General features: G+C 70.7%; 17 protein-coding genes and 1 pseudogene. 5 read left to right on the forward strand and 13 right to left on the reverse strand.

Annotated elements, in window-relative coordinates; all coding sequences use genetic code 11:
* Positions 1–105: 105 nt before the first annotated feature.
* The 3 genes from guaB to ACFXGX_RS29630 all read right to left on the reverse strand — a co-directional run bounded on the left by guaB (position 106) and on the right by ACFXGX_RS29630 (position 3,659).
* Entirely contained in the window at positions 106–1,614 is a 1,509-nt protein-coding gene (gene guaB / locus ACFXGX_RS29620) for an IMP dehydrogenase (RefSeq protein ID WP_384796841.1), read from the reverse strand.
* Between the two features lie 536 nt (positions 1,615–2,150).
* A complete protein-coding gene (locus ACFXGX_RS29625) occupies positions 2,151–2,726 on the reverse strand; it encodes a sigma-70 family RNA polymerase sigma factor (RefSeq protein ID WP_037626847.1) in 576 nt (191 codons plus the stop codon).
* 321 nt (positions 2,727–3,047) lie between these two features.
* On the reverse strand, positions 3,048–3,659 hold the full coding sequence (locus tag ACFXGX_RS29630; protein WP_003948568.1) for a response regulator transcription factor: 612 nt from the start codon (positions 3,657–3,659) through the stop codon (positions 3,048–3,050).
* Positions 3,660–4,048: 389 nt separating this feature from the next.
* Between ACFXGX_RS29630 and ACFXGX_RS29635 the strand changes: the two genes are divergently transcribed.
* The gene (locus ACFXGX_RS29635) at positions 4,049–4,378 is read left to right on the forward strand and encodes a WhiB family transcriptional regulator (protein ID WP_328449157.1); all 330 of its coding nucleotides are present in this window, start codon (positions 4,049–4,051) and stop codon (positions 4,376–4,378) included.
* Between the two features lie 231 nt (positions 4,379–4,609).
* Here ACFXGX_RS29635 and ACFXGX_RS29640 read toward each other — a convergent pair whose 3' ends face one another.
* Positions 4,610–5,521 (reverse strand): LysR family transcriptional regulator, encoded by a 912-nt coding sequence (locus ACFXGX_RS29640; RefSeq protein ID WP_384796845.1) that lies wholly within the window; start codon positions 5,519–5,521, stop codon positions 4,610–4,612.
* Positions 5,522–5,600: 79 nt separating this feature from the next.
* On the opposite strand from ACFXGX_RS29640, the gene ACFXGX_RS29645 reads away from it, so the two are divergent.
* From ACFXGX_RS29645 to ACFXGX_RS29655, 3 genes and pseudogenes are all read left to right on the forward strand, one after another.
* The gene (locus tag ACFXGX_RS29645) at positions 5,601–6,269 is read left to right on the forward strand and encodes an MOSC domain-containing protein (RefSeq protein ID WP_384796848.1); all 669 of its coding nucleotides are present in this window, start codon (positions 5,601–5,603) and stop codon (positions 6,267–6,269) included.
* Positions 6,270–6,408: 139 nt separating this feature from the next.
* Positions 6,409–7,182 carry an SDR family oxidoreductase gene (locus ACFXGX_RS29650; protein ID WP_355765710.1) on the forward strand — a complete coding sequence of 258 codons (774 nt, stop codon included), beginning with the start codon at positions 6,409–6,411 and terminating at the stop codon, positions 7,180–7,182.
* Positions 7,183–7,314: 132 nt separating this feature from the next.
* Positions 7,315–7,608 (forward strand): annotated as a pseudogene (locus ACFXGX_RS29655) (ester cyclase); the annotation flags it as partial.
* A gap of 125 nt (positions 7,609–7,733) precedes the next feature.
* Here ACFXGX_RS29655 and groL read toward each other — a convergent pair.
* The 4 genes from groL to ACFXGX_RS29675 form a co-directional block, all read right to left on the reverse strand.
* Positions 7,734–9,359, reverse strand: coding sequence for a chaperonin GroEL (groL, locus tag ACFXGX_RS29660; RefSeq protein ID WP_384796851.1), 1,626 nt, complete (start codon positions 9,357–9,359; stop codon positions 7,734–7,736).
* Between the two features lie 152 nt (positions 9,360–9,511).
* Positions 9,512–9,820 (reverse strand): co-chaperone GroES, encoded by a 309-nt coding sequence (groES, locus tag ACFXGX_RS29665; protein ID WP_266761820.1) that lies wholly within the window; start codon positions 9,818–9,820, stop codon positions 9,512–9,514.
* Positions 9,821–10,211: 391 nt separating this feature from the next.
* Complete coding sequence (locus tag ACFXGX_RS29670; protein WP_384796854.1) at positions 10,212–10,964, reverse strand: polysaccharide deacetylase family protein; 753 nt, start codon at positions 10,962–10,964, stop codon at positions 10,212–10,214.
* The gene (locus ACFXGX_RS29675; RefSeq protein WP_384796857.1) at positions 10,961–11,956 is read right to left on the reverse strand and encodes a polysaccharide deacetylase family protein; all 996 of its coding nucleotides are present in this window, start codon (positions 11,954–11,956) and stop codon (positions 10,961–10,963) included. The genes ACFXGX_RS29670 and ACFXGX_RS29675 overlap by 4 nt, the downstream gene beginning before the upstream one ends.
* A 91-nt stretch (positions 11,957–12,047) precedes the next feature.
* On the opposite strand from ACFXGX_RS29675, the gene ACFXGX_RS29680 reads away from it, so the two are divergent.
* Positions 12,048–13,241 carry a methyltransferase domain-containing protein gene (locus ACFXGX_RS29680; protein WP_384796860.1) on the forward strand — a complete coding sequence of 398 codons (1,194 nt, stop codon included), beginning with the start codon at positions 12,048–12,050 and terminating at the stop codon, positions 13,239–13,241.
* Here the strand turns inward: ACFXGX_RS29680 and ACFXGX_RS29685 are convergent.
* The 5 genes from ACFXGX_RS29685 to ACFXGX_RS29705 all read right to left on the reverse strand — a co-directional run bounded on the left by ACFXGX_RS29685 (position 13,219) and on the right by ACFXGX_RS29705 (position 19,920).
* On the reverse strand, positions 13,219–15,240 hold the full coding sequence (locus ACFXGX_RS29685; RefSeq protein WP_384796863.1) for a cell wall-binding repeat-containing protein: 2,022 nt from the start codon (positions 15,238–15,240) through the stop codon (positions 13,219–13,221). The two genes, ACFXGX_RS29680 and ACFXGX_RS29685, sit on opposite strands and share 23 nt — an antisense overlap.
* 151 nt (positions 15,241–15,391) lie before the next feature.
* The gene (locus ACFXGX_RS29690; RefSeq protein ID WP_384796866.1) at positions 15,392–16,675 is read right to left on the reverse strand and encodes an RNA polymerase sigma factor; all 1,284 of its coding nucleotides are present in this window, start codon (positions 16,673–16,675) and stop codon (positions 15,392–15,394) included.
* A gap of 44 nt (positions 16,676–16,719) precedes the next feature.
* Positions 16,720–17,076, reverse strand: a complete 357-nt coding sequence (locus tag ACFXGX_RS29695; protein WP_384796869.1) for a YciI family protein — start codon at positions 17,074–17,076, stop codon at positions 16,720–16,722.
* Between the two features lie 226 nt (positions 17,077–17,302).
* Entirely contained in the window at positions 17,303–18,382 is a 1,080-nt protein-coding gene (locus tag ACFXGX_RS29700) for an LCP family protein (protein ID WP_384796871.1), read from the reverse strand.
* Positions 18,383–18,540: 158 nt separating this feature from the next.
* Entirely contained in the window at positions 18,541–19,920 is a 1,380-nt protein-coding gene (locus ACFXGX_RS29705; protein WP_384796874.1) for an endo-1,4-beta-xylanase, read from the reverse strand.
* Between the last annotated feature and the right edge of the window lie 347 nt (positions 19,921–20,267).

Here is a 20,267-nt window from a genome sequence, read left to right on the forward strand (position 1 = left end):
CCCCGTCGCCCCGACGCCCACGCCGTGGGCGGCCCCGGATCCTCCGGGGCCGCCCTCGTGGCGGGTCTCCACGCGCGCGTGGAGACCGTTCAGGTGTACGGGTGACTACTTGAGGCGGCTGTAGTTCGGCGCCTCTACCGTCATCTGGATGTCGTGCGGGTGGCTCTCCTTGAGGCCCGCCGAGGTGATGCGCACGAACCGGCCGCGGTCCTGGAGCTCGGGCACCGTCCGGCCGCCGACGTAGAACATCGACTGGCGCAGACCGCCGACCAGCTGGTGGACGACCGCGGAGAGCGGGCCGCGGTAGGGCACCTGACCCTCGATGCCCTCGGGGACGAGCTTCTCGTCGGAGGCGACGCCCTCCTGGAAGTAGCGGTCCTTGGAGAAGGAGCGCTGCTCGCCACGGGACTGCATGGCGCCCAGGGAGCCCATGCCGCGGTACGACTTGAACTGCTTGCCGTTGATGAAGAGCAGCTCGCCCGGGGACTCCTCGCAGCCCGCGAGCAGCGAGCCGAGCATCACCGTGTCGGCGCCCGCGACCAGGGCCTTGGCGATGTCGCCCGAGTACTGGAGGCCGCCGTCGCCGATGACCGGGACGCCGGCCGCCTTGGCGGCGAGCGACGCCTCGTAGATGGCCGTGACCTGGGGAACGCCGATGCCGGCGACGACACGGGTGGTGCAGATGGAACCGGGGCCGACACCGACCTTGATGCCGTCGACACCGGCGTCGATGAGCGCCTGCGCGCCGTCACGGGTGGCGATGTTGCCGCCGATGACGTCGACGCCCGAGGAGTTCGACTTGATCTTGGCGACCATGTCGCCGACCAGCCGGGAGTGGCCGTGCGCGGTGTCGACGACGATGAAGTCGACACCGGCCTCGATCAGTGCCTGGGCCCGCTCGAAGGCGTCGCCCGCGACACCGACGGCCGCGCCGACCAGCAGACGTCCCTCGCTGTCCTTGGCGGCGTTCGGGTACTTCTCGGCCTTGACGAAGTCCTTGACCGTGATGAGGCCCTTGAGGACGCCCGCGTCGTCGACCAGCGGAAGCTTCTCGATCTTGTGGCGGCGCAGGAGCTGCATCGCGTCGTGGCCGGAGATGCCGACCTTGCCGGTGACCAGCGGCATCGGCGTCATGATGTCGCGGACCTGCTGCGAGCGGTCGGTCTCGAAGGCCATGTCACGGTTGGTGACGATGCCGAGCAGCTTGCCGCTGCCGTCGGTGACCGGCACACCGGAGATGCGGAACTTGGCGCAGATCGCGTCGGCCTCGACGAGCGTGGCGTCCGGGCGCACGGTGATCGGGTCGCTGACCATGCCGGACTCGGAGCGCTTCACCAGGTCGACCTGGTTGGCCTGGTCCTCGATGGACAGGTTGCGGTGCAGAACACCGACGCCGCCCTGACGGGCCATCGCGATCGCCATGCGCGATTCGGTGACCTTGTCCATGGCGGCGGAGAGCAGCGGGATGTTGACCCGGACGTTCTTCGAGATGTGCGAGGCGGTGTCGATCTGGTCGGGCGCCATGTCCGACGAGCCCGGCAGCAGCAGCACGTCGTCGTAGGTCAGCCCGAGTGTCGCGAACTTGGCGGGCACTCCGTCGACGTTGGCAGTCATGACACCTTCCCCAAATGGCCTTGATCGGTGCGGATGTCCATGCTAACGGGAAGCATGGCTCTCTCATTCCACGGTTGAGGGTGGGCTTCGGCTTCGTATGTTCGTACGGGATGACGGTCGTTCCCGTTCAGACCCGTGCCCGGAGAAGGGCTCGGAGCCCGCTCGGGCCGCCCGGCCCGGGGTGGACGCATGCCCGCCGGCCCCCGCCCTGCCCGCCCGGGGCGGCGCCGTGCCGTCACGGCCGAGCCTGGTCGACGCCGTCGGGGAGCGTCACCTTTTTGCCTGCAATTTGCGGAGGGGAAGGGTTCCCGCACGCGAGGCACCCCTGACCACCGTGACCGGCGTCACCGGCCCGGCATCACCGGAACGTGTCATGCCGGCCGGACGCGGCCGGCTCGACGGGACCGTGCCGGCCGCACGCGCCACCGGCCACACACGCGGACGCTCGACCAGCCGTACGGACGCGCCATCCGCATCCCGTCGCCGCGACCGGATGCGGATTTCACCGGATCCGGAATTCCGCCGGATCCGGATTCCTACTGCTCCGCCAGTGCCCGCAGCCGGCTCAGCGCGCGGTGCTGGGCCACCCGGACGGCACCCGGTGACATGCCCAGCATCTGGCCCGTCTCCTCCGCCGTGAGGCCCACCGCGATCCGCAGAAGGAGCAGCTCGCGCTGGTTCTCGGGGAGGTTGGCCATGAGCTTCTTGGCCCATTCGGCGTCGCTGCTGAGCAGCGCGCGCTCCTCCGGGCCGAGCGAGTCGTCGGGCCGCTCCGGCATCTCGTCGGAGGGCACGGCCGTGGACCCCGGATGACGCATCGCGGCACGCTGGAGGTCGGCGACCTTGTGCGCGGCGATCGCAAAGACAAACGCCTCGAAGGGGCGTCCGGTGTCCTTGTAGCGCGGCAGCGCGAGGAGCACCGCGACACAGACTTCCTGCGCCAGGTCCTCCACGAAGTGCCGCGCGTCCCCCGGAAGCCGGGACAGCCGCGCGCGGCAGTAACGCAGCGCGAGCGGGTGTACGTGGGCGAGCAGGTCGTGCGTGGCCTGTTCGTCGCCGTCGACCGCGCGAAGGACGAGCGCACCGATCCCCGTCGTCTCGTCTTCACGCATCGGTCCATGGTGCCTTGACGTCGTTCTGTCCGTGGCACCGCGTCCATAGTTGTGCACCGAAGCGTTATGAGCAGGTGCGCCGGAACTCATCTCCTGCGCCCTCCCCTTCCGCTCGACCGACTTGTCCCCAAGGAACTCCACACCTCAAGGATGCGGCATCCGCCGGGAAACGGAGTCCGGACACCGAGGAGGTTCTCTCCGGGGGCCCGGCCCCACCCGCCGACCGGCGGGCAGGGACTACCCACGTCACACCCGTGAAGCGGCTCACCTGAGGGCTGTCCCGTGGCCCCCGGCGGGCGCGCGACGACAACGGGACACCCCTCAGCGGACCAGGCCCCACCGGAATCCGAGCGCGACCGCGTGCGCCCGGTCCGAGGCGCCGAGCTTCTTGAAGAGCCGCCGGGCGTGGGTCTTGACCGTGTCCTCGGAGAGGAACAGCTCACGGCCGATCTCCGCGTTCGAACGTCCGTGGCTCATTCCTTCGAGCACCTGGATCTCGCGCGCGGTGAGTGTGGGCGCGGCGCCCATCTCCGCCGAACGCAGTCTGCGCGGCGCGAGCCGCCAGGTCGGGTCGGCGAGCGCCTGGGTCACGGTGGCGCGCAGCTCCGCCCGCGAGGCGTCCTTGTGCAGATAGCCGCGGGCACCGGCGGCGACGGCGAGAGCCACACCGTCCAGGTCCTCGGCGACGGTGAGCATGATGATGCGCGCACCGGGGTCGGCGGACAGCAGCCGCCTGACCGTCTCCACGCCGCCCAGTCCGGGCATACGTACGTCCATCAGAATCAAATCCGAACGGTCGGCTCCCCAGCGGCGGAGGACTTCCTCGCCGTTGGCCGCCGTCGTCACACGCTCGACACCGGGCACGGTCGCGACCGCACGGCGGAGCGCCTCTCGGGCAAGCGGGGAGTCGTCGCAGACGAGGACGGATGTCATGACCGTCCTCCGCAGCTGATGCGCGTCACCTTGAGCCTCCAGGCTGTTACGAATCGTCACCTGTGCGGTCGACACTCGCAGGCGGATGTGTCCACCTACCCGAGCGCTTGTTCCTTCAACCGCCTCAGCCATCTCAACGATGGTCACTCGAAAGAGTTACGGGGCAGCCGGTCGTCATCGGCACTGTACGTGAGGGCGCGGACACGGTGCAGACATGCGCGCCGACCCTCAATGTTTCATCACAACCCATGCCCCATTTAGCCTGTTTTCTTCCCATTTGCTGGTGTCTGAGGCTAGATTCGCAATGAGTCATATTTTCATCTCCTTAGATCGTAGATGTACGGTCGGTGGGCACAGAGCAGCCCAGAACGGCAACAAGGGGACACGCAATGGCAGATTTCTCCCGCCTTCCCGGTCCGAACGCGGACCTCTGGGACTGGCAGCTCCTCGCGGCCTGCCGAGGGGTCGACAGCTCGCTCTTCTTCCACCCGGAGGGTGAGCGTGGTGCGGCACGGAGCGCTCGTGAGAACTCGGCCAAAGAGGTCTGCATGAGATGCCCGGTACGCGCGGAGTGCGCGGCACACGCGCTCGCGGTGCGCGAACCGTACGGCGTGTGGGGCGGACTGACCGAGGACGAGCGCGAAGAGCTCATGGGACGGGCACGCAACCGACTGGTCTCGGCGGCGGCCACGGGAAACGCTTCCGCTTCGAACAGCTGAAGGAACGTTTCTGCCCTGAAGGTGCGTACAGCTTCGGTACGTACGGGTGAGTACGTACAGCTTCGGTACGCGCACAGGTGAGTGCGCACAGGCTGGAGGTGCGTACGAGGACGCACGCGCAGCGTGTGGACGGAGCGCAGGACACGCACGGCATGTGCGCGGACCGCAGGAGGACTTGAGCCCGGCCGCAAAGGCCCGGCCGCCTCGCGGACCCGGGCGCCGGGGGAAGTGCTAGCCGGCGGAGGGCCGGCGGACAGCCGCTCGTGCCAGCCGGTCCAGCGTCGCGGCCACCGCCGGTACCCCGGCGAGGTCCGGGAGGGTGAGAGCGACGATCTCGCGGCGCACCGCGGGCTCCACCGTCACGGTCCGGGCCCCCTTCGGACGTACGGACTCGATCGCGAGTTCCGGCAGGACGGCGACGCCCAGTCCCGCGCCCACGAGCCCGACCACCGCCGGATAGTCGTCGGTGGCGAAGTCGATGCGGGGCTCGAAACCCGCGTCCCGGCAGACCTCGACGAGCCGGCCGCGGCAGCGCGGGCAGCCCGCGATCCACGACTCGCCGGCGAACTCGCCGATCGCGACGGACTCCGCGCGCGCGAGCCGGTGCCGCTCGGGCACCAGGCCGACAAGGCGGTCCGTCAGCAGGGGCCGTACGACGAGGTCGTCCCACTCCTCGGCGCCCGGAGCGCTCTCGTAGCGGAAGGCGAGCGCGATGTCGCAGTCACCGGCCCGGAGCTTCTCCACGGACTCGGGCGGTTCGGCCTCCTCCAGCGAGACACGCGTGCCGGGGTGGGCCTCGCGCAGCGCGGCGAGGGCGGTGGGGACGAGGGTGGAGCTGCCACTGGGGAAGGAGACGAGGCGGACGCGGCCCGCGCGCAGCCCGGCGATCGCGGCGACCTCCTCCTCCGCGGCAGTGAGGCCGGCCAGGATGCTCGCCGCGTGCTTGACCAGGGCCTCACCCGCCTGGGTGAGACGCATCTCGCGGCCCGTCCTGACGAGCAGCGGGGTGCCCACGGACGACTCCAGGGCTTTCATCTGCTGGCTGACGGCGGGCTGGGTGCAGCCCAGTTCGCGGCCCGCCGCCGAGAAGGAACCGGTGGTGGCGACGGCGCGCAGGACGCGGAGATGACGAGCCTCGATCACCCGTCGAGCATAAGCGCATCTTGGGTGCGGCGCCGAATATCACGTCGACGCTTTGGGGCGGATCACCTAGCTTGGTCCCATGAAGCTTCTGTCGCTGAATGTGGGCCGGGCGCGGGCCGTCCCGTACACGGACCAGCCGGAGGGCGTGACCGGCATCGACAAACGGCCGGTCGACGGCCCGGTCCGCGTGACCGCTCCGGGACCCAAGGGCGCCGGCGGGAGCGGGCTGGCCGGGGACACCGTGTGCGACCTGCGGCATCACGGGGGCGACGACCAGGCGGTGTACGCGATGGCGCGCGAGGACCTCGACGACTGGGAGCGCGAGCTCGGCCGGACGCTGCCGAACGGCGTGTTCGGCGAGAACCTCACGACGCTGGGGCTGGACGTGTCCGGCGCGCTGATCGGTGAACGCTGGCGGATAGGTGCCGGTGTCGTCCTGGAGGTCACCTGCGGGCGCATCCCGTGCCGCACCTTCCAGGAGCACCTCGGCGAGAAGCGCTGGGTCAGGCGTTTCACGCACCGGGGCGCCCCGGGCGCGTATCTGCGGGTGGTCGAACCCGGCGAGATCCGTTCCGGGGACCCGGTCGAGATCGTGCACCGGCCCGGCCACGATGTCACCGTCGCCGTCCAGTTCCGCGCGGCGACGACCGAACGGGAGCTGCTGCCGAGGCTGTTGGCGGCGGGTACGGCCCTGCATCCGGAGTCGCTGGCTGCGGCGCGGGAGTACGTGGCGAAGTACGGCGGGTAGGTCCGGCCGGGCGGCGCCCCCAGGGTGTCGGCGGCGCGCCCCCGCCTCGGGAGGCCGGGTGTGAAGGACGCGTGGAGCGGGGCGGGGCGGCCCATGCCACGGGGCGGCGGGAGCCTCGGCCGGTCGGTAACGTTGCGCCATGACAACGGCTCTGATTACGGGATCGACCGCGGGGATCGGTGCCGCCTTCGCGCGGCGGCTCGCGGCGGACGGGCACAACCTCGTACTGGTGGCGCGGGACACGAAACGGCTGCGCGAGCAGGCGACCGAGCTGCACGACCTGCACGGCATCGAGGCGGAGGTGCTCACCGCGGACCTGGCGACGGACGCGGGCATCGAGGAGGTCGCCGCCCGGCTGTCCGACCGCAGGAACCCGGTCGACCTGCTGGTCAACAACGCCGGCTTCGGCAACAAGGGCCGCTATCTGGACGTGTCGATGGCGGACGAGCTGAAGATGCTCAAGGTGCACTGCGAGGCGGTGCTCCGGCTGACGTCGGCGGCGACCGAGGCGATGCGGGAGCGCGGCCGGGGCGGGGTCGTCAACGTGGCGTCGGTGGCCGCGTTCGTGCCGCGGGGTACGTACGGGGCGTCGAAGGCGTGGGTCGTGCAGTTCACGCAGGGCGCGGCGAAGGACCTCGCGGGCAGTGGGGTGCGCCTGATGGCGCTGGCGCCGGGCTTCGTGCGCACCGAGTTCCACGAGCGGGCGGGGATGGGCACGGACAACATCCCGAACTGGATGTGGCTGGACGCCGACAAGCTGGTCGCGGTGGCGCTCGCCGACCTGGCCCGCGGCAGAACCCTGTCGGTCCCGGACCCGCGCTACAAGGTGCTGATGGGCGTGGTGAAGGTGACGCCGCGCGCGCTGCTGGGCGGGATCTCGTCGAGGACGGGGCGGAAGTACGGGCCCCAGTGAACCGGAGTACGGGCCTCGGTGAACCGGGGACCGCCGGGCCGGGCTCCGCGATGATCGCGCGGTGGGTGGTGTCGCCCCTCCGGTGGGAGGATTGAGGGTGTTTCGACCGGAGCGAGAGCCGGAGGCGGCGCCATGACTTTCGTACAGCTCATTGACGGCAGAACCAGCCGGTTCGACGAGATGAACCAGCTGATGGACACCTGGGTCGAGAAGACCAACGGCAAGCGAACCGCCACGCGCGGCGTCGTCGGCAAGGACCGCTCGGACGCGAACCACTTCGTGGAGATCGTGGAGTTCCCGTCGTACGAGGAAGCGATGAAGAACTCGAAGATGCCGGAGACGGAGCAGATCTTCCAGGAGATGGTGGCGCTCTGCGACGGAATGCCGACCTTCACGGACCTGGACGTGGTGCGCGACGACCGGCTCTGAGAGCGGCGAACCCCGTGGAGCGGGAACCCGTGGAACGCGGGAGGTCCCCGTTCCGCCTGGAACGGGGACCTCTTCACGATGTCACGCCTCGGGGGGCGTGACCGCGCTCATGACGTCGGACGTCAGTGGGAGTGCCCGTGGCCGCCGTGACCGGCGTCGCCCTCGTCCTCGGCCGGCTTCTCGACGACCAGGGTCTCGGTCGTGAGGAGCAGCGAGGCGATGGAGGCGGCGTTCTCCAGGGCGGAGCGGGTGACCTTGACCGGGTCGATGACGCCGGCCTTGACCAGGTCGCCGTACTCGCCGGTGGCGGCGTTGAAGCCCTGGCCCTTGTCGAGCTCGGCGACCTTCGAGGTGATGACGTAACCCTCGAGGCCGGAGTTCTCGGCGATCCAGCGCAGCGGCTCGACGGCGGCGCGGCGCACGACCGCGACACCCGTGGCCTCGTCGCCGGTCTTGCCGAGGTTGCCCTCGAGGACCTTGACGGCGTGGACGAGCGCGGAGCCACCACCGGAGACGATGCCCTCCTCGACCGCGGCGCGGGTCGCGGAGATGGCGTCCTCCAGACGGTGCTTCTTCTCCTTCAGCTCCACCTCGGTGGCGGCGCCGACCTTGATCACGCACACGCCGCCGGCCAGCTTCGCGAGGCGCTCCTGGAGCTTCTCGCGGTCCCAGTCGGAGTCGGTGTTCTCGATCTCGGCCTTGATCTGGTTGACGCGGCCGACGACCTCGTCGCTGCTGCCGGCACCGTCGACGATCGTGGTGTCGTCCTTGGTGACGGTCACACGGCGGGCGCTGCCGAGCACGTCCAGGCCGACCTGGTCGAGCTTGAGGCCGACCTCCTCGGCGATGACCTGACCACCGGTGAGGGTGGCGATGTCGCCGAGCATGGCCTTGCGGCGGTCACCGAAGCCGGGGGCCTTCACGGCGACGGCGTTGAACGTGCCGCGGATCTTGTTCACGACCAGGGTCGACAGGGCTTCGCCCTCGACGTCCTCGGCGATGATCAGCAGCGGCTTGGAGGCGTTCGACTGGATGACCTTCTCCAGCAGCGGCAGCAGGTCCTGGATGGAGCTGATCTTGCCCTGGTGGATGAGGATGTACGGGTCGTCGAGGACGGCCTCCATACGCTCCTGGTCGGACACCATGTACGGGGACAGGTAGCCCTTGTCGAAGGCCATGCCCTCGGTGAAGTCGAGCTCCAGGCCGAAGGTGTTGGACTCCTCGACGGTGATGACACCGTCCTTGCCGACCTTGTCCATCGCCTCGGCGATGAGCTCGCCGACCTGGCTGTCCTGGGCGGAGAGCCCGGCCACGGCGGCGATGTCGGACTTGTCCTCGATCGGGCGGGCCGTCGCGAGGAGCTCCTCGGAGACGGCCTTGACCGCGGCGTCGATGCCCTTCTTCAGGAGGGCGGGCGACGCGCCGGCGGCGACGTTGCGCAGGCCCTCGCGCACGAGCGCCTGGGCGAGCACGGTGGCGGTGGTCGTACCGTCACCCGCGATGTCGTTGGTCTTGGTCGCCACCTCCTTCACGAGCTGCGCGCCGAGGTTCTCGAACGGGTCCTCGACCTCGACCTCACGGGCGATGGTCACACCGTCGTTGGTGATGGTGGGAGCGCCGAACTTCTTGTCGATGACGACGTTGCGACCCTTGGGGCCGATCGTCACCTTCACCGTGTCGGCAAGCTTGTTGACGCCGCGCTCAAGGGCGCGACGGGCGTCCTCGTCGAACTTCAGGATCTTCGCCATGGAAGCGGTTCAGCCCTCTCGGAAAATAGTGGAGAACGAACCGCGCCCCTGGCGCCCGGCTGGAATGATCGCGGGTGCCAGGGGCGTGGTTCACTGCAATGCTTGGTGCGGGGTTGTCCGGGGACGAACCCCGAACTCCCTTACCAGGTGAATTACTTCTCGATGATCGCGAGCACGTCGCGAGCCGAGAGGACGAGGTACTCCTCGCCGTTGTACTTCACCTCGGTGCCGCCGTACTTGCTGTAGAGGACGATGTCGCCGACGGCGACGTCGAGCTCGACACGCTTGCCGTCCTCGATGCGGCCCGGGCCCACGGCCAGGACGACGCCCTCCTGGGGCTTCTCCTTGGCGGTGTCCGGGATGACCAGGCCGGAAGCCGTGGTCTGCTCGGCGTCGAGCGGCTGGACCACAATGCGGTCCTCGAGCGGCTTGATGGCAACCTTGGAGCTGGTGGTCGTCACGATCCGACCTCCCCCTTCGGAGATCTCACGGGGTTAACTGTCTGAGGTGGCGACCAGGTCGATCCGTCGTCGCGGGTGCCGGATCTGCCCGTCGCTATTGGCACTCTCCAGGGGGGAGTGCCAGACCTGAGACTATGACTGTGATTAGCACTCGGTCAAGCGGAGTGCCAAAGGCGTCCGGCGTGGCGTGGGCCAGAAGGTGCAGGACCGCACCGAACGGACGCACTCCGGGAGCGGCTCTCCGGCGCGAGCCCCTTGAGCCGGTCCGCCACTCGGCGCCCCCCAAGGCCGTTCCCCGGCCGCGCCCCCGAAGGCCGTTCTCCAACCGGCGCTCCCGAAGGCCGTTCCGCCCCCCCGGCGCCCCCGAAGGCCGTTCCCCCGCCCGGTGCCCCTAGAGGTAGTTCTCCAGGCGCGCCACGGTGAAGCCCTCGCGCTGGATCCTCCGGAGCAACCGGAGCGTGGTGTCCGTGAGACCGGGTTCGCCGGCGCCGGAGAGGATGTCGCCCGGCCGGAGCCGGTGCGCGTCGGCCGTCCTGCCGAGGACGATCGCGGCGACCCCGCAGTCGGCGGCGGCGCGCAGGGTGGTGTCGTCGTACCTGCCGTACGGGGGCCGCAGCAGCCGCGGCCGGACACCGAAGCGCCGCGCGAGCCTGTCCTGCTGCCCGCAGATCTCGGCGCGCTGGCCGGCGTAGGGCAGACCGCGCAGGGTGGCGTGGTCGACGGTGTGGTTCTGGAGGCTCGCGCCGACCGAGCGCAGCCGGGCGAGACGTCCGTACCCGGGGCCGGCGACCCGGTCCGTGAGGAACATGCTGACCGGCAGGCGCAGTTCGCGGACCATGTCGGCGAACCGCGGGTCGCGCTCGGCCCCGTCGTCGTACGTCAGGAAGACCACCTTGTCGCGGGTGCGCACCTGGGTCACGACGGGCGGCAGTCCCGTGTCCGCGGTGCGCGCGGTGGTCCTGACGGTCACGTCCGGCGCCGGCGCGAGCGGGCTGGCCAGGCCCCAGCGGCGGTACGCCGACTCCGTCGGGTGCACTCGCTGGGCGGCCTTCTTGCCGAGCCGTTCGATGGGGTCGACGGACTGCGCGCAGCCGCTGAGCAGTGCCGCCACGAGCAGCCCGGCGGCCGGCACCCGCAGCCTCACAGGTAGTCCTCCAGACGTGCGACCGCGTACCCCTTGGCGGTGACCGTCTTGAGGAAGCGGCGGACCATGTCGGGCATGGTGCCCTTCCATTCCTCGCGGCCCTGGAAGTGGGTGAGGACGATGTCGCCGGGGTGCAGGTCCTGGTCCTCCTCGCGGTACTCCCAGTGGTCGGCGAAGACTTCCTCGTTCCAGATGGGCACGTACTCGATGCCGCAGGACCTGGCGGCGCGCAGGGTGTCCCGGTCGTAGTTGCCGTACGGCGGGCGGAAGACGGTCGGGCGCCTGCCGAACTGCTTCTCCATCACGTCCTGCATGCCGCAGATCTCGTGCTTCTGCCCCGCGTAGGAGAGTGCCGGCAGGTACGGGTGGCGCAGCGTGTGGTTGTCGAGCGTGACGCCGCGGTCGCGCATCCTCCGGAAGTAGCCGTAGTCGTCCTTGACGAGGAAGTCGCTGAGGAAGGCGGTGTACGGGATCTTCAGGTCGCTCATCATCCGCAGGAACGCGGGGTCCTTCTCGGCGCCGTCGTCGACGGTGAGGAAGACGACCTTGTCCTTGGTGGGGACGGTGGTGAAGACCGGCGGCAGCCCGAGTTCCTTCTGATCGTCCACCTCGAACCCCTTGCGGGCCTCGATGACCGGCTTCCTGGCGGGCGGTGCCGGGGGCGTCAGGGGCACCGCCGCCACGCCCCAGCGCCTGGCGACGGCGGCGCGCCGGGCCTGTGCCGCCCGAAGCCGGGAGGCGTACGCGGCGAGGGCGCCCGCGGGGCCTTCCGGGAGCGCGACCCGCGGCGCGTGGGCCGGATGGGCACCTCCGCCTCCACCGGCACCGCCACCCGCACCGCCACCCGCACTTCCGGCTCCGGCTCCGGAGGCCGAGGCTGCGCCGGTCCCGGCGCAGCCGGAGGCGAGGAGAACGAGGGCGAGCACGCCGACTCCCCAGCGCGCACCAGCCCCGTTTGCACCGGTTTTATCATTTTGTCGTACGGGTCGCATGGGGCCGGATCCTCCCAGCTCACCACCCTCGCGAGGACCCCGACACCGCCGCGGGAAGCACACCGTCCACCGACTGGCCCACAATGGCCCGGTGAACGACGTCTCCTTCGCCCCTCTCCTCACCGCCGAGGGCCGCGCCCTGCTCGACGAGGTCCGCGCCACGGAACCGGCACAGGAGCTGGCCGTCGCCACCCGGCTGCGCCGCGAGCACCCCGCCGAACTGGTCTCGGCGGCCCTCGGCCAGGCACGGCTGCGGCAGCGGGCGGTGGCGAAGTTCGGGGCCGAGGACGCCGGACGGATGTTCTTCACCCCGAACGGGGTCGAGCAGTCCACCCGGACGAGCGTGGCCGTGCACCGCGCCGAGCGGCTGCTCGCGCTGGGAGTCCGCTCCGTCGCCGACCTGTGCTGCGGCATCGGCGGCGACGCCATCGCGCTGGCCCGCGCCGGAATCCGCGTACTGGCCGTCGACCGCGATCCGCTGACGGCCGCCGCCGCCCGCGCGAACGCCGACGCGCTCGGACTCGCGGACCTGATCGAGGTGCGCGAGAGCGATGTCACCGAGGTGGACACCGCGTCGTACGACGCCGTCTTCGTGGACCCGGCGCGCCGGGGCGGCCGGGGCCGGATCTTCGACCCGGAGGCGTACTCGCCGCCGCTGTCCTGGGCGGTCGGAGCGGCCCTGCGCGCACGGGTCGCCGCGCTGAAGATCGCCCCCGGAATCCCGCACGAGGCGGTCCCCGCCGAGGCGGAGGCCGAGTGGATCTCGGACGGCGGGGACGTGAAGGAGGCGGTTCTCTGGTTCGGCACGGAGCCCGGCCTGGTGCGGGCCACCCTGCTGCCGGGCCCGCGCGAACTGCGCGGCCGCGGCCTGCCGGATCCGGGGGTCAGGCCGGTCGGGCGCTATCTGTACGAGCCGGACGGCGCCGTCATCCGCGCGCATCTGGTCGCCGAGGTGGCCGAGGAACTGGACGGCGGGCTGATCGACGAGACGATCGCCTACGTCACGGCGGACGCCCTGCGTCCGACGCCGTACGCCTCCGCGTACGAGATCACCGATCAACTCCCTTTCAACGTCAAGAAGTTGAAGGCGCTGCTCCGGGAGCGGGAGGTCGGTGTGCTGACCGTCAAGAAGCGCGGGTCGGCCGTCGAGCCGGAGGAACTGCGCCGCAAGGTGAAGCCGCGGGGCCCGCACTCCGCGACGGTGTTCCTGACCCGGGTGGCGGGCGCCCCGACCATGCTGGTGGGGGCGCCCGCCAAGCCGCCTACTGCTGGTGGCGGGTGCTGAGCGGACCGAGGTCCGGCCCGGTGACGGGCCGCGGTGCCGTGCCCGTCCGCACCGCCGAGGCGCCCGCGGACGGCCCGGCGACGGAGGACGAACTCGCCATCGGCGCAACGCCGTTGTAGTAGGGCGTGTACGTCCACTGGCTGCTGCTCGCGCTGATCGCCGTGCCCGCGGAGCTCAGCGCCGTCGTCGACACCGAGCCGGTGCCGCCGAAGGCGGCGACGCCGTTGATGTTCGCGGCGCCCTTGAGCAGGTAGGACTTGGTGTCGGCGGTGAGGGTGGCGACGTCCGTCCACAGCAGTGGACCGAACACGTTCATCGCCGCCGCGGCCGAGGTGCCACCGCGCCAGCTGTCGGTGGAGGCCAGGGCCACGCTGCCCGGCGCGCTCCACCAGAACCGCGCGAGGGCGGCCGCGGTGCCGGCGTTGGTGCTCGCCGTGACCGGGTAGTACGTGAATGTCGACGGCCAGTGCGAGAACGGCGTGTGCGTGAGCGCGTACTTCGCCGAGGCGCCGACCGGGATCATGTAGGCGTCGCGCGGGTCGAGGCTGTTGAGGTACGACTTCACGGACGAGGTCAGCGTGTTGCCGTCGTTGAGCACGACGACCGCCTTGCCGCTCGTCCCCTCCGCGCCCGCGGCCGACGCGGCGGCGAGGGCCGAGTGGTAGTCGGTGCCGGTCGCGATGAAGACGTACGTCGGCGCGCTGGTGATCGACTTGGCGACGGCGACCGAGGTCGAGTAGCGGGACGTGCCCGCAAGCCGCTTCGGGACGAACCCGAGCGCGGTGACCTTCGTCGAGACGGCACTGCTCAGGATCGACGTGCCGCCGACGAGGTAGACGCTCGCACCCGGCTTGAGCGTCCGCTTGAGCTCTTTCTGCACGGACGCCGAGATCGAGGTGCCCGGGGTCAGCAGGACCGGCCCGTGCTTCTTGCCCGCGAGGGCGGGGGCGGTCAGCGCGTACGACTGGCTGTCCTGGGAGACCAGCACGGCGGACGAGGCGTTCATCAGGCCCGGCTCGCTCTGGCCGACCGTGTTCCAGGTCCAGCGGGACGCGGCGATGTTGCTGCCGTAGACGTCGGCGCCGGAGACCCGGGAGACGAAGTTCTTCCGCAGCGGCTGCCAGACAGGCGAGCGGCCTCCCCAGGGGAAGGGCCGGCCCTCCGTCACCGTGTCCGCCGTGATCGTCATGACGACATTGCTCTCCTGGCGGCCACCGCTGGTGGGCCGGTCGAAGTGCACGACGAGCCGGTCGCTCGCGGGCGCCCAGGAGGGGCTGTCGTAGTCACCGGCGTCATCGGTCAGGCGGCGCTCGCCGGTGCCGTCGGTGTTGATCGAGAAGAGCTGGCGGTGACCGCCGACGGTGCGGATGAAGGCGACCTTGGTGCCGTCGGGCGAGATGGCGGGCGAGCCGCCCCCGGCGATCTTGGTCTCCGTCTTGGTGGCGGCGTTGTAGACCATGACCGACGGCGTGGTCGTGGTGCAGCCGGTGCCGTTGCGCTGGAAGGCCAGCAGCGTGCCGGTCGCGTCGCCGCTCGGCACGAGGTCGCAGCCGCCGGTGGCCAGCAGCCGGACCGGGGTGCCGCCGCCGGCCGGGATCGAGTAGAGCTTCTTGGCCGCGGAGAAGACGATTCTGCGGCCGTAGGTCCAGTACGTGGGGTGGGAGGCCGAGCTGCCCGATGCCGACGGGTAGACCGTCGTCACGCTGAGGCTGGTGAGGCCGACGGTCCCCAGCCCTCCGGCCGACTCGAAGACGACGCGGCTGCCGTCGGGCGACCACGCGGGCGTCTGGTCGTCGGAGCCGTTCGAGACACGCTTCTCGCCGTTGCCGTCGACGTCCACCGACATGATGCCGTCGTTGGAGACGGCGATCCTGCCGTCCGCCGCCGGCCACCCGGCGACATCGGCCGACGCCCCCGGTGCCAGTGCGATCGCCGTGCCCGCGGCCAGGGCCGTCGCCGCGGTGAGCGCCACGAGTCTGTGGCGCGCGAAGATTTTCAAGGGTGTACCCCCCCAGGTAGGTGCGATGGGCCGCCGGACCACCTCGCAGGGGCCTACGGGATGAACTCAGAGCGTCATTCCCGTGTACGGCGGCGGCGCCACTGTAAGCCCTTGCGGATCACCTTGGGAACGGAGTTACCGGAGGGAAACTTCAGGAACTCCGCAGCTCACGCGCCCGCGCCTCCAGCAGTTCCCGCTCCCGCCCGTTCCGCGCCAGCGAGGCCGCCCGCTCGAACTCCGCGCGCGCCTCCCGCGGACGTCCGAGCCGGGCGAGCAGGTCCCCCCGGACGCTCGGCAGCAAGTGGTAGTCGCGCAGGGCCGGTTCGCCGGCGAGGCCGTCGACGATGACGAGCGCGGGCTCCGGGCCCTCGGCCATCGAGACGGCCACGGCACGGTTCAGTTCGATCACGGGGGACGGAGAGCGGGCCGCCAGCAGGCCGTACAGGGTGGCGATCCGGGGCCAGTCCGTGCCCTCGTAGGTGTAGGCCTGCGCGTGGCAGGCGGCGATGGCGGCCTGGAGGGCGTACGGCCCCGGGCTGCCGGTGGCGACGGCGTTCGACCGGCCCAGCGCGGCGAAGCCGCGGCGGATCAGCATGCGGTTCCAGCGGCGGCGCCGCTGGTCCTTGAGCAGGACGGGTTCGCCGCCGGGCCCGGTGCGGGCGGCCGCCCGGGACTCCTGGAGTTCCAGCAGGGCGGCGAGAGCGTGCACCTCGCTCTCCTTGGGCATCAGCTCGGCGAGCACCCGGGCCAGCCGGAGCGCGTCCTCGCACAGTGCGGGGCGGAGCAGATCGTCGCCCGCGGTGGCCGCGTACCCCTCGTTGAACACGAGGTAGATGACCTCCAGCACGGACCCGAGCCGGGCTTCGCGCTCGGGCCCGTACGGGACCTCGAAGGCCACCCCCTTCGTCGCCAGCGTCCGCTTGGCCCGCACGATGCGCTGGGCGACCGTCGCCTCCGGGACGAGGAACGCGCGGGCGATCTCGGACGTCGTCAGGCCGCCGAGGAGCCGCAGGGTGAGCGCGATGCGGGCCTCGGCGGACAGGACGGGATGGCAGGCGGTGAAGACCAGGCGCAGCAGGTCGTCGTCGATGTCGTCCGGGTCGGAGGGTTCGTCGAGGTGGTGCGGCGCGGACTGCGAGAGGTCCCGCCCGACCTCCTCCAGCTTGCGCGCGTAGCGCTCCCGGCGGCGTACGAGGTCGATCGCCCGGTGCTTGGCGGTGGCCGTCAGCCAGGCGCCGGGGTTGTCCGGCACCCCGTCGCGCGGCCACTGTTCCAGCGCGGCGACCAGGGCGTCCTGCGCGAGTTCCTCGGCGATGCCGACGTCACGGACGATCCGGGCCACGCCCGCGATGATGCGGGGGGACTCGATGCGGTAGATGGTCTCGACGGCGGTGTCGACGCCGCCGTCGGGTGCTCGGGTGGGCTGCTGTTCCACAACCCCCCATGAGACACCCACGGCGGCGCCGGGCCAAGGAGCGCTCAGCCCCCGGCGATCTCCCGCACCTCGCAGGTGACCGTCCAGTGCTCCTCGTGCACCTTCAGGAAGCGCTTGGTCCACTCCACGGCCTCGGCCATGTCCTTGCACTGCATGATCGCGTAGCCGCCGACGACCTCCTTGGACTCGGTGAAGGGCCCGTCGGTCACGGACAGTTCCCCGCCCGCGTAGTGGACGCGCTTGCCCTGCGCGCTCGGCGTCAGGCCCTCGGTCTGGAGCATGACGCCGGCCTTGGTGATCTCCTCGATGAGCTCACCCATCCGCTGCATCAGTTCGGGGCTGGGCCCTTCGGCGGGCGCGGTGCGCTCGTCGATCTGGACCAGGGAAAGGTAGCGGGGCATGGTGACTCCTCGTATCGGTGCTACGCGGAGGCGGGGCTTCTCCCGGCCTCTCACCTGTGCGTCGAACGGGGGGAACCCGAATCGACACACGCCCCGAGAATTCTCCGGAAGTATTTTCCGGGGCCCCGCTCATCCACGTTTCCGCAGGTCGTACGGCGGCTGCTCGCCTCGCGGCCCAACCCCTCGCGGCCCAACCCCCGTCGCCGAACCGCTCGCGCCGGGCCCGTCAGCGCAGCGACGTCCACAGCTCCTGCGCGGCCGGTTCGCGGGCCACCACCCGGTTGGGGTCGGACGGAGCCGTCGCGACCGGCATCATCACCGTCTTCACGTCGTCCGAGGACAGGCCCTTCAGGCTCTGGCCCAGGTTCACCAGCTCCTTGAGGGAGTCGAGGCCGGTGTCCGTGGTCAGGCTGGAGGTGACCGCGTCGGCGACCTGGTAGAGCTCGGTGGGGTCGGTGAGCAGGTCGGTGGTGGCCATCTGCTCCAGCAGGGCCTTGACCAGCTTCTGCTGGAGGCCTATCCGGCCGAGGTCGCTGCCGTCGCCTATGCCGTGCCGGGTGCGGGCCAGGGCGAGGGCCTGCTTGCCGCTCAGATGGTGGGTGCCGGCGTCGAGGTGCAGATGGCTCTTGTCGTCGTCGATGTCCTGCTCGGTGGTGACGGTGACCCCGCCGAGGGCGTTCACCAGCTTCGCGAAGCCCGCGAAGTCGATCTCGATGTAGTGGTCCATCCGGACGTTCGTGATCGACTCGACCGTCTTCACGGCGCACACAGGACCGCCCACCGAGTAGGCGCTGTTGAACATCGCGTTGTACGCCACCGCCGTCGAGCCCCCGGACGCCAGCGGGCAGGACGGACGGGTGACCAGCGTGTCCCGGGGGATGCTGACGACCGTGGCCGTGGTGCGGCCCGCGTCGATGTGCACGACCATCGCCGTGTCGGAGCGCGCGCCGGAACTGTTCCCCCCGCCGAGCTTCGCGTTCGCCTTGCCGCTGCGCGAGTCCGAGCCGAGGACCAGGATGTTGAGGGCCTCGGCCGGCAGCGGCGACGGGGACGCCGAGGCGGAGGCGGACGCCGTGGCCGAGGGTGTCACCACCGCCTTGGCCGGGCGGTCGTCACCGAGCGCGCTGTTGATGTCGACGCTGGCGATGTTGCGGTTCAGATGCCAGTACGCCCAGCCCGCGGTGCCGGCGCCCACCACCAGCAGTCCGGCCAGGGTGAGGCCGGCGGCCTTCAGCACCCGCGACCGCCGGCCCCGCCGTCTGATCTCGTCGCCGTTCTCGTCGCCGTTCTCGTCATGTCCGGTCACGGACAGGAACGTAAGTGCGCTTTATTAGGAGACTGTTAGGGATAGAGGCGCGGAACGTTTTTCTTCGGAGAATCTCATCGTTCTCAGCCCGGACTCAGTGCGGACCCGTCACGGACCCCGACTCCGACTCCGACCCAGACCCCGGCCCCGGCCCCGGTTCAGCCCAGTGTCACAGTGGGCACGGGGTTGCTGCCGCTCCAGGACGCGTTGAACCCGAGGGTCACCGAACCGCCGTCCGGGACGGTCCCGTTGTAGGAGGCGTTGGCGCAGCTCACGGCCGCGCCGCTCTGGGTGCAGGTGGCGTTCCAGGCCTGGGTGATCCGCTGGCCCGCGCCGTACGTCCAGTTCACCTTCCACGAGGAGAGCGCGGCCCCGGAGCACGCGATGCGCACCTGCCCGGTGAACCCGGTGTTCCACTGGGTCTGGACGCTGTACGTCGCCGTGCACGCGCCCGTCGGCGGCGTCGTGGTCCCTCCGCCCAGCGAGGCCGCGATGGCGTCGTACGCCGGTTTGGGCGCGTAGTTCTCGTCGTACGGGGTCGCCGCGCCGTAGCCCGAGAAGACGTCCGGGATCCAGGAGTCGGAGTCGGTGAAGCCCCAGACGGTCACGCCGTAGCAGCGGGTCACGGCGACGCAGGCGTCGAACACCGCTCTGTAGTCGGCGGCCTGCTGGGCCGGCTTGGTGCTGTCCGAGGGGAGTTGCATGCGGACGTCCAGCTCCGTGACCGCGACATCGACACCGAGGTCGGCGAAGCGCTGGATGTTCTGCTGGAGGGTGCCGGGGACCTGGCCGAGGATGAGGTGGGCCTGGAGGCCGACGCCGTCGATCGGGACACCGCGCGCCTTCAGGGACTTGACCAGGTTGTACAGGGCGGTGCTCTTGGCGTTGACGCCCTCGACGTTGTAGTCGTTGATGTAGAGCTTGGCGCTCGGGTCGGCGGCGTGCGCCCAGGTCAGCGCCTGGGCGATGTAGTCGGCGCCGAGGCCGTTGTACCAGAGGGTCGAACGGTAGGTGCCGTCCTCGTTGAAGGGCTCGTTGACCACGTCCCAGGCGGCCAGCTTGCCCTTGTAGCGGGTGACTTCCGTGGTGATGTGGTCCTGGAGCAGACCGCTCAGCTCGGCGGTCGTCCAGGTGCCGTTCGTCAGCCAGCTCGGGTTCTGGCTGTGCCAGACCAGGGTATGACCGCGCACCTGCTGGTTGTGGGCCTGCGCGAACGCGACGATCTGGTCGGCCTCGGCCCAGTTGAAGCTGCCCCGGGTGGGCTCGACGGTGCCCCACTTCATCGCGTTGCCCGGGGTCAGCGAGTTGAACTGACCCCCGGCGATGTCGCCGTACGTCCCGGTCAGCTTGGAGCCGGTGACGGCGGTGCCGATGACCTTGCCCTTGGCGGCGGCGAGGTCGCGCAGCGGGGTGCCGGCGGCGTGCGCCGTCGTGCCGGCCGCGAGCAGGGCGGCCACCGTCAGGGCCCCGGTGAACAGGGCGGCGGCGCGGCGGCGTAAGGGACGGGTTTTGATGACACGGGTTCGGGAGGTTCTCATGGCGGGTGCCTCCGAAAGTTTCGGTCGTACAACCGATTGACTTCGCAGGAGTGTGGAGGGGGATGCCCCACCCGTCAATACGGCCTCCTGGCCCCACAGGACTGACCTGCCCCCTGGTGACGGGCGACCCCACCCCCTGCTTTCGCCCCCTCCGCCCCACCCCGGGGCTCCGCCCCAGCCCCCGCTCCTCAAACGCCGGAGGGGCTGGATTTTCCCGGCCGGGGCTGAAACTGCTGCCCGCACCCAAGCGGGCGCTTACCCGCAGCCGGGATCCGGCGCGAGGGGACGTGCCGGTACATCGATGCCCGTCGCCACCGACGCCCACCCCTCACCCAACGGCGACGGGC

Origin of the sequence: Streptomyces sp. NPDC059371 (assembly GCF_042751995.1) — a bacterium.
Lineage (GTDB): Bacteria > Actinomycetota > Actinomycetes > Streptomycetales > Streptomycetaceae > Streptomyces.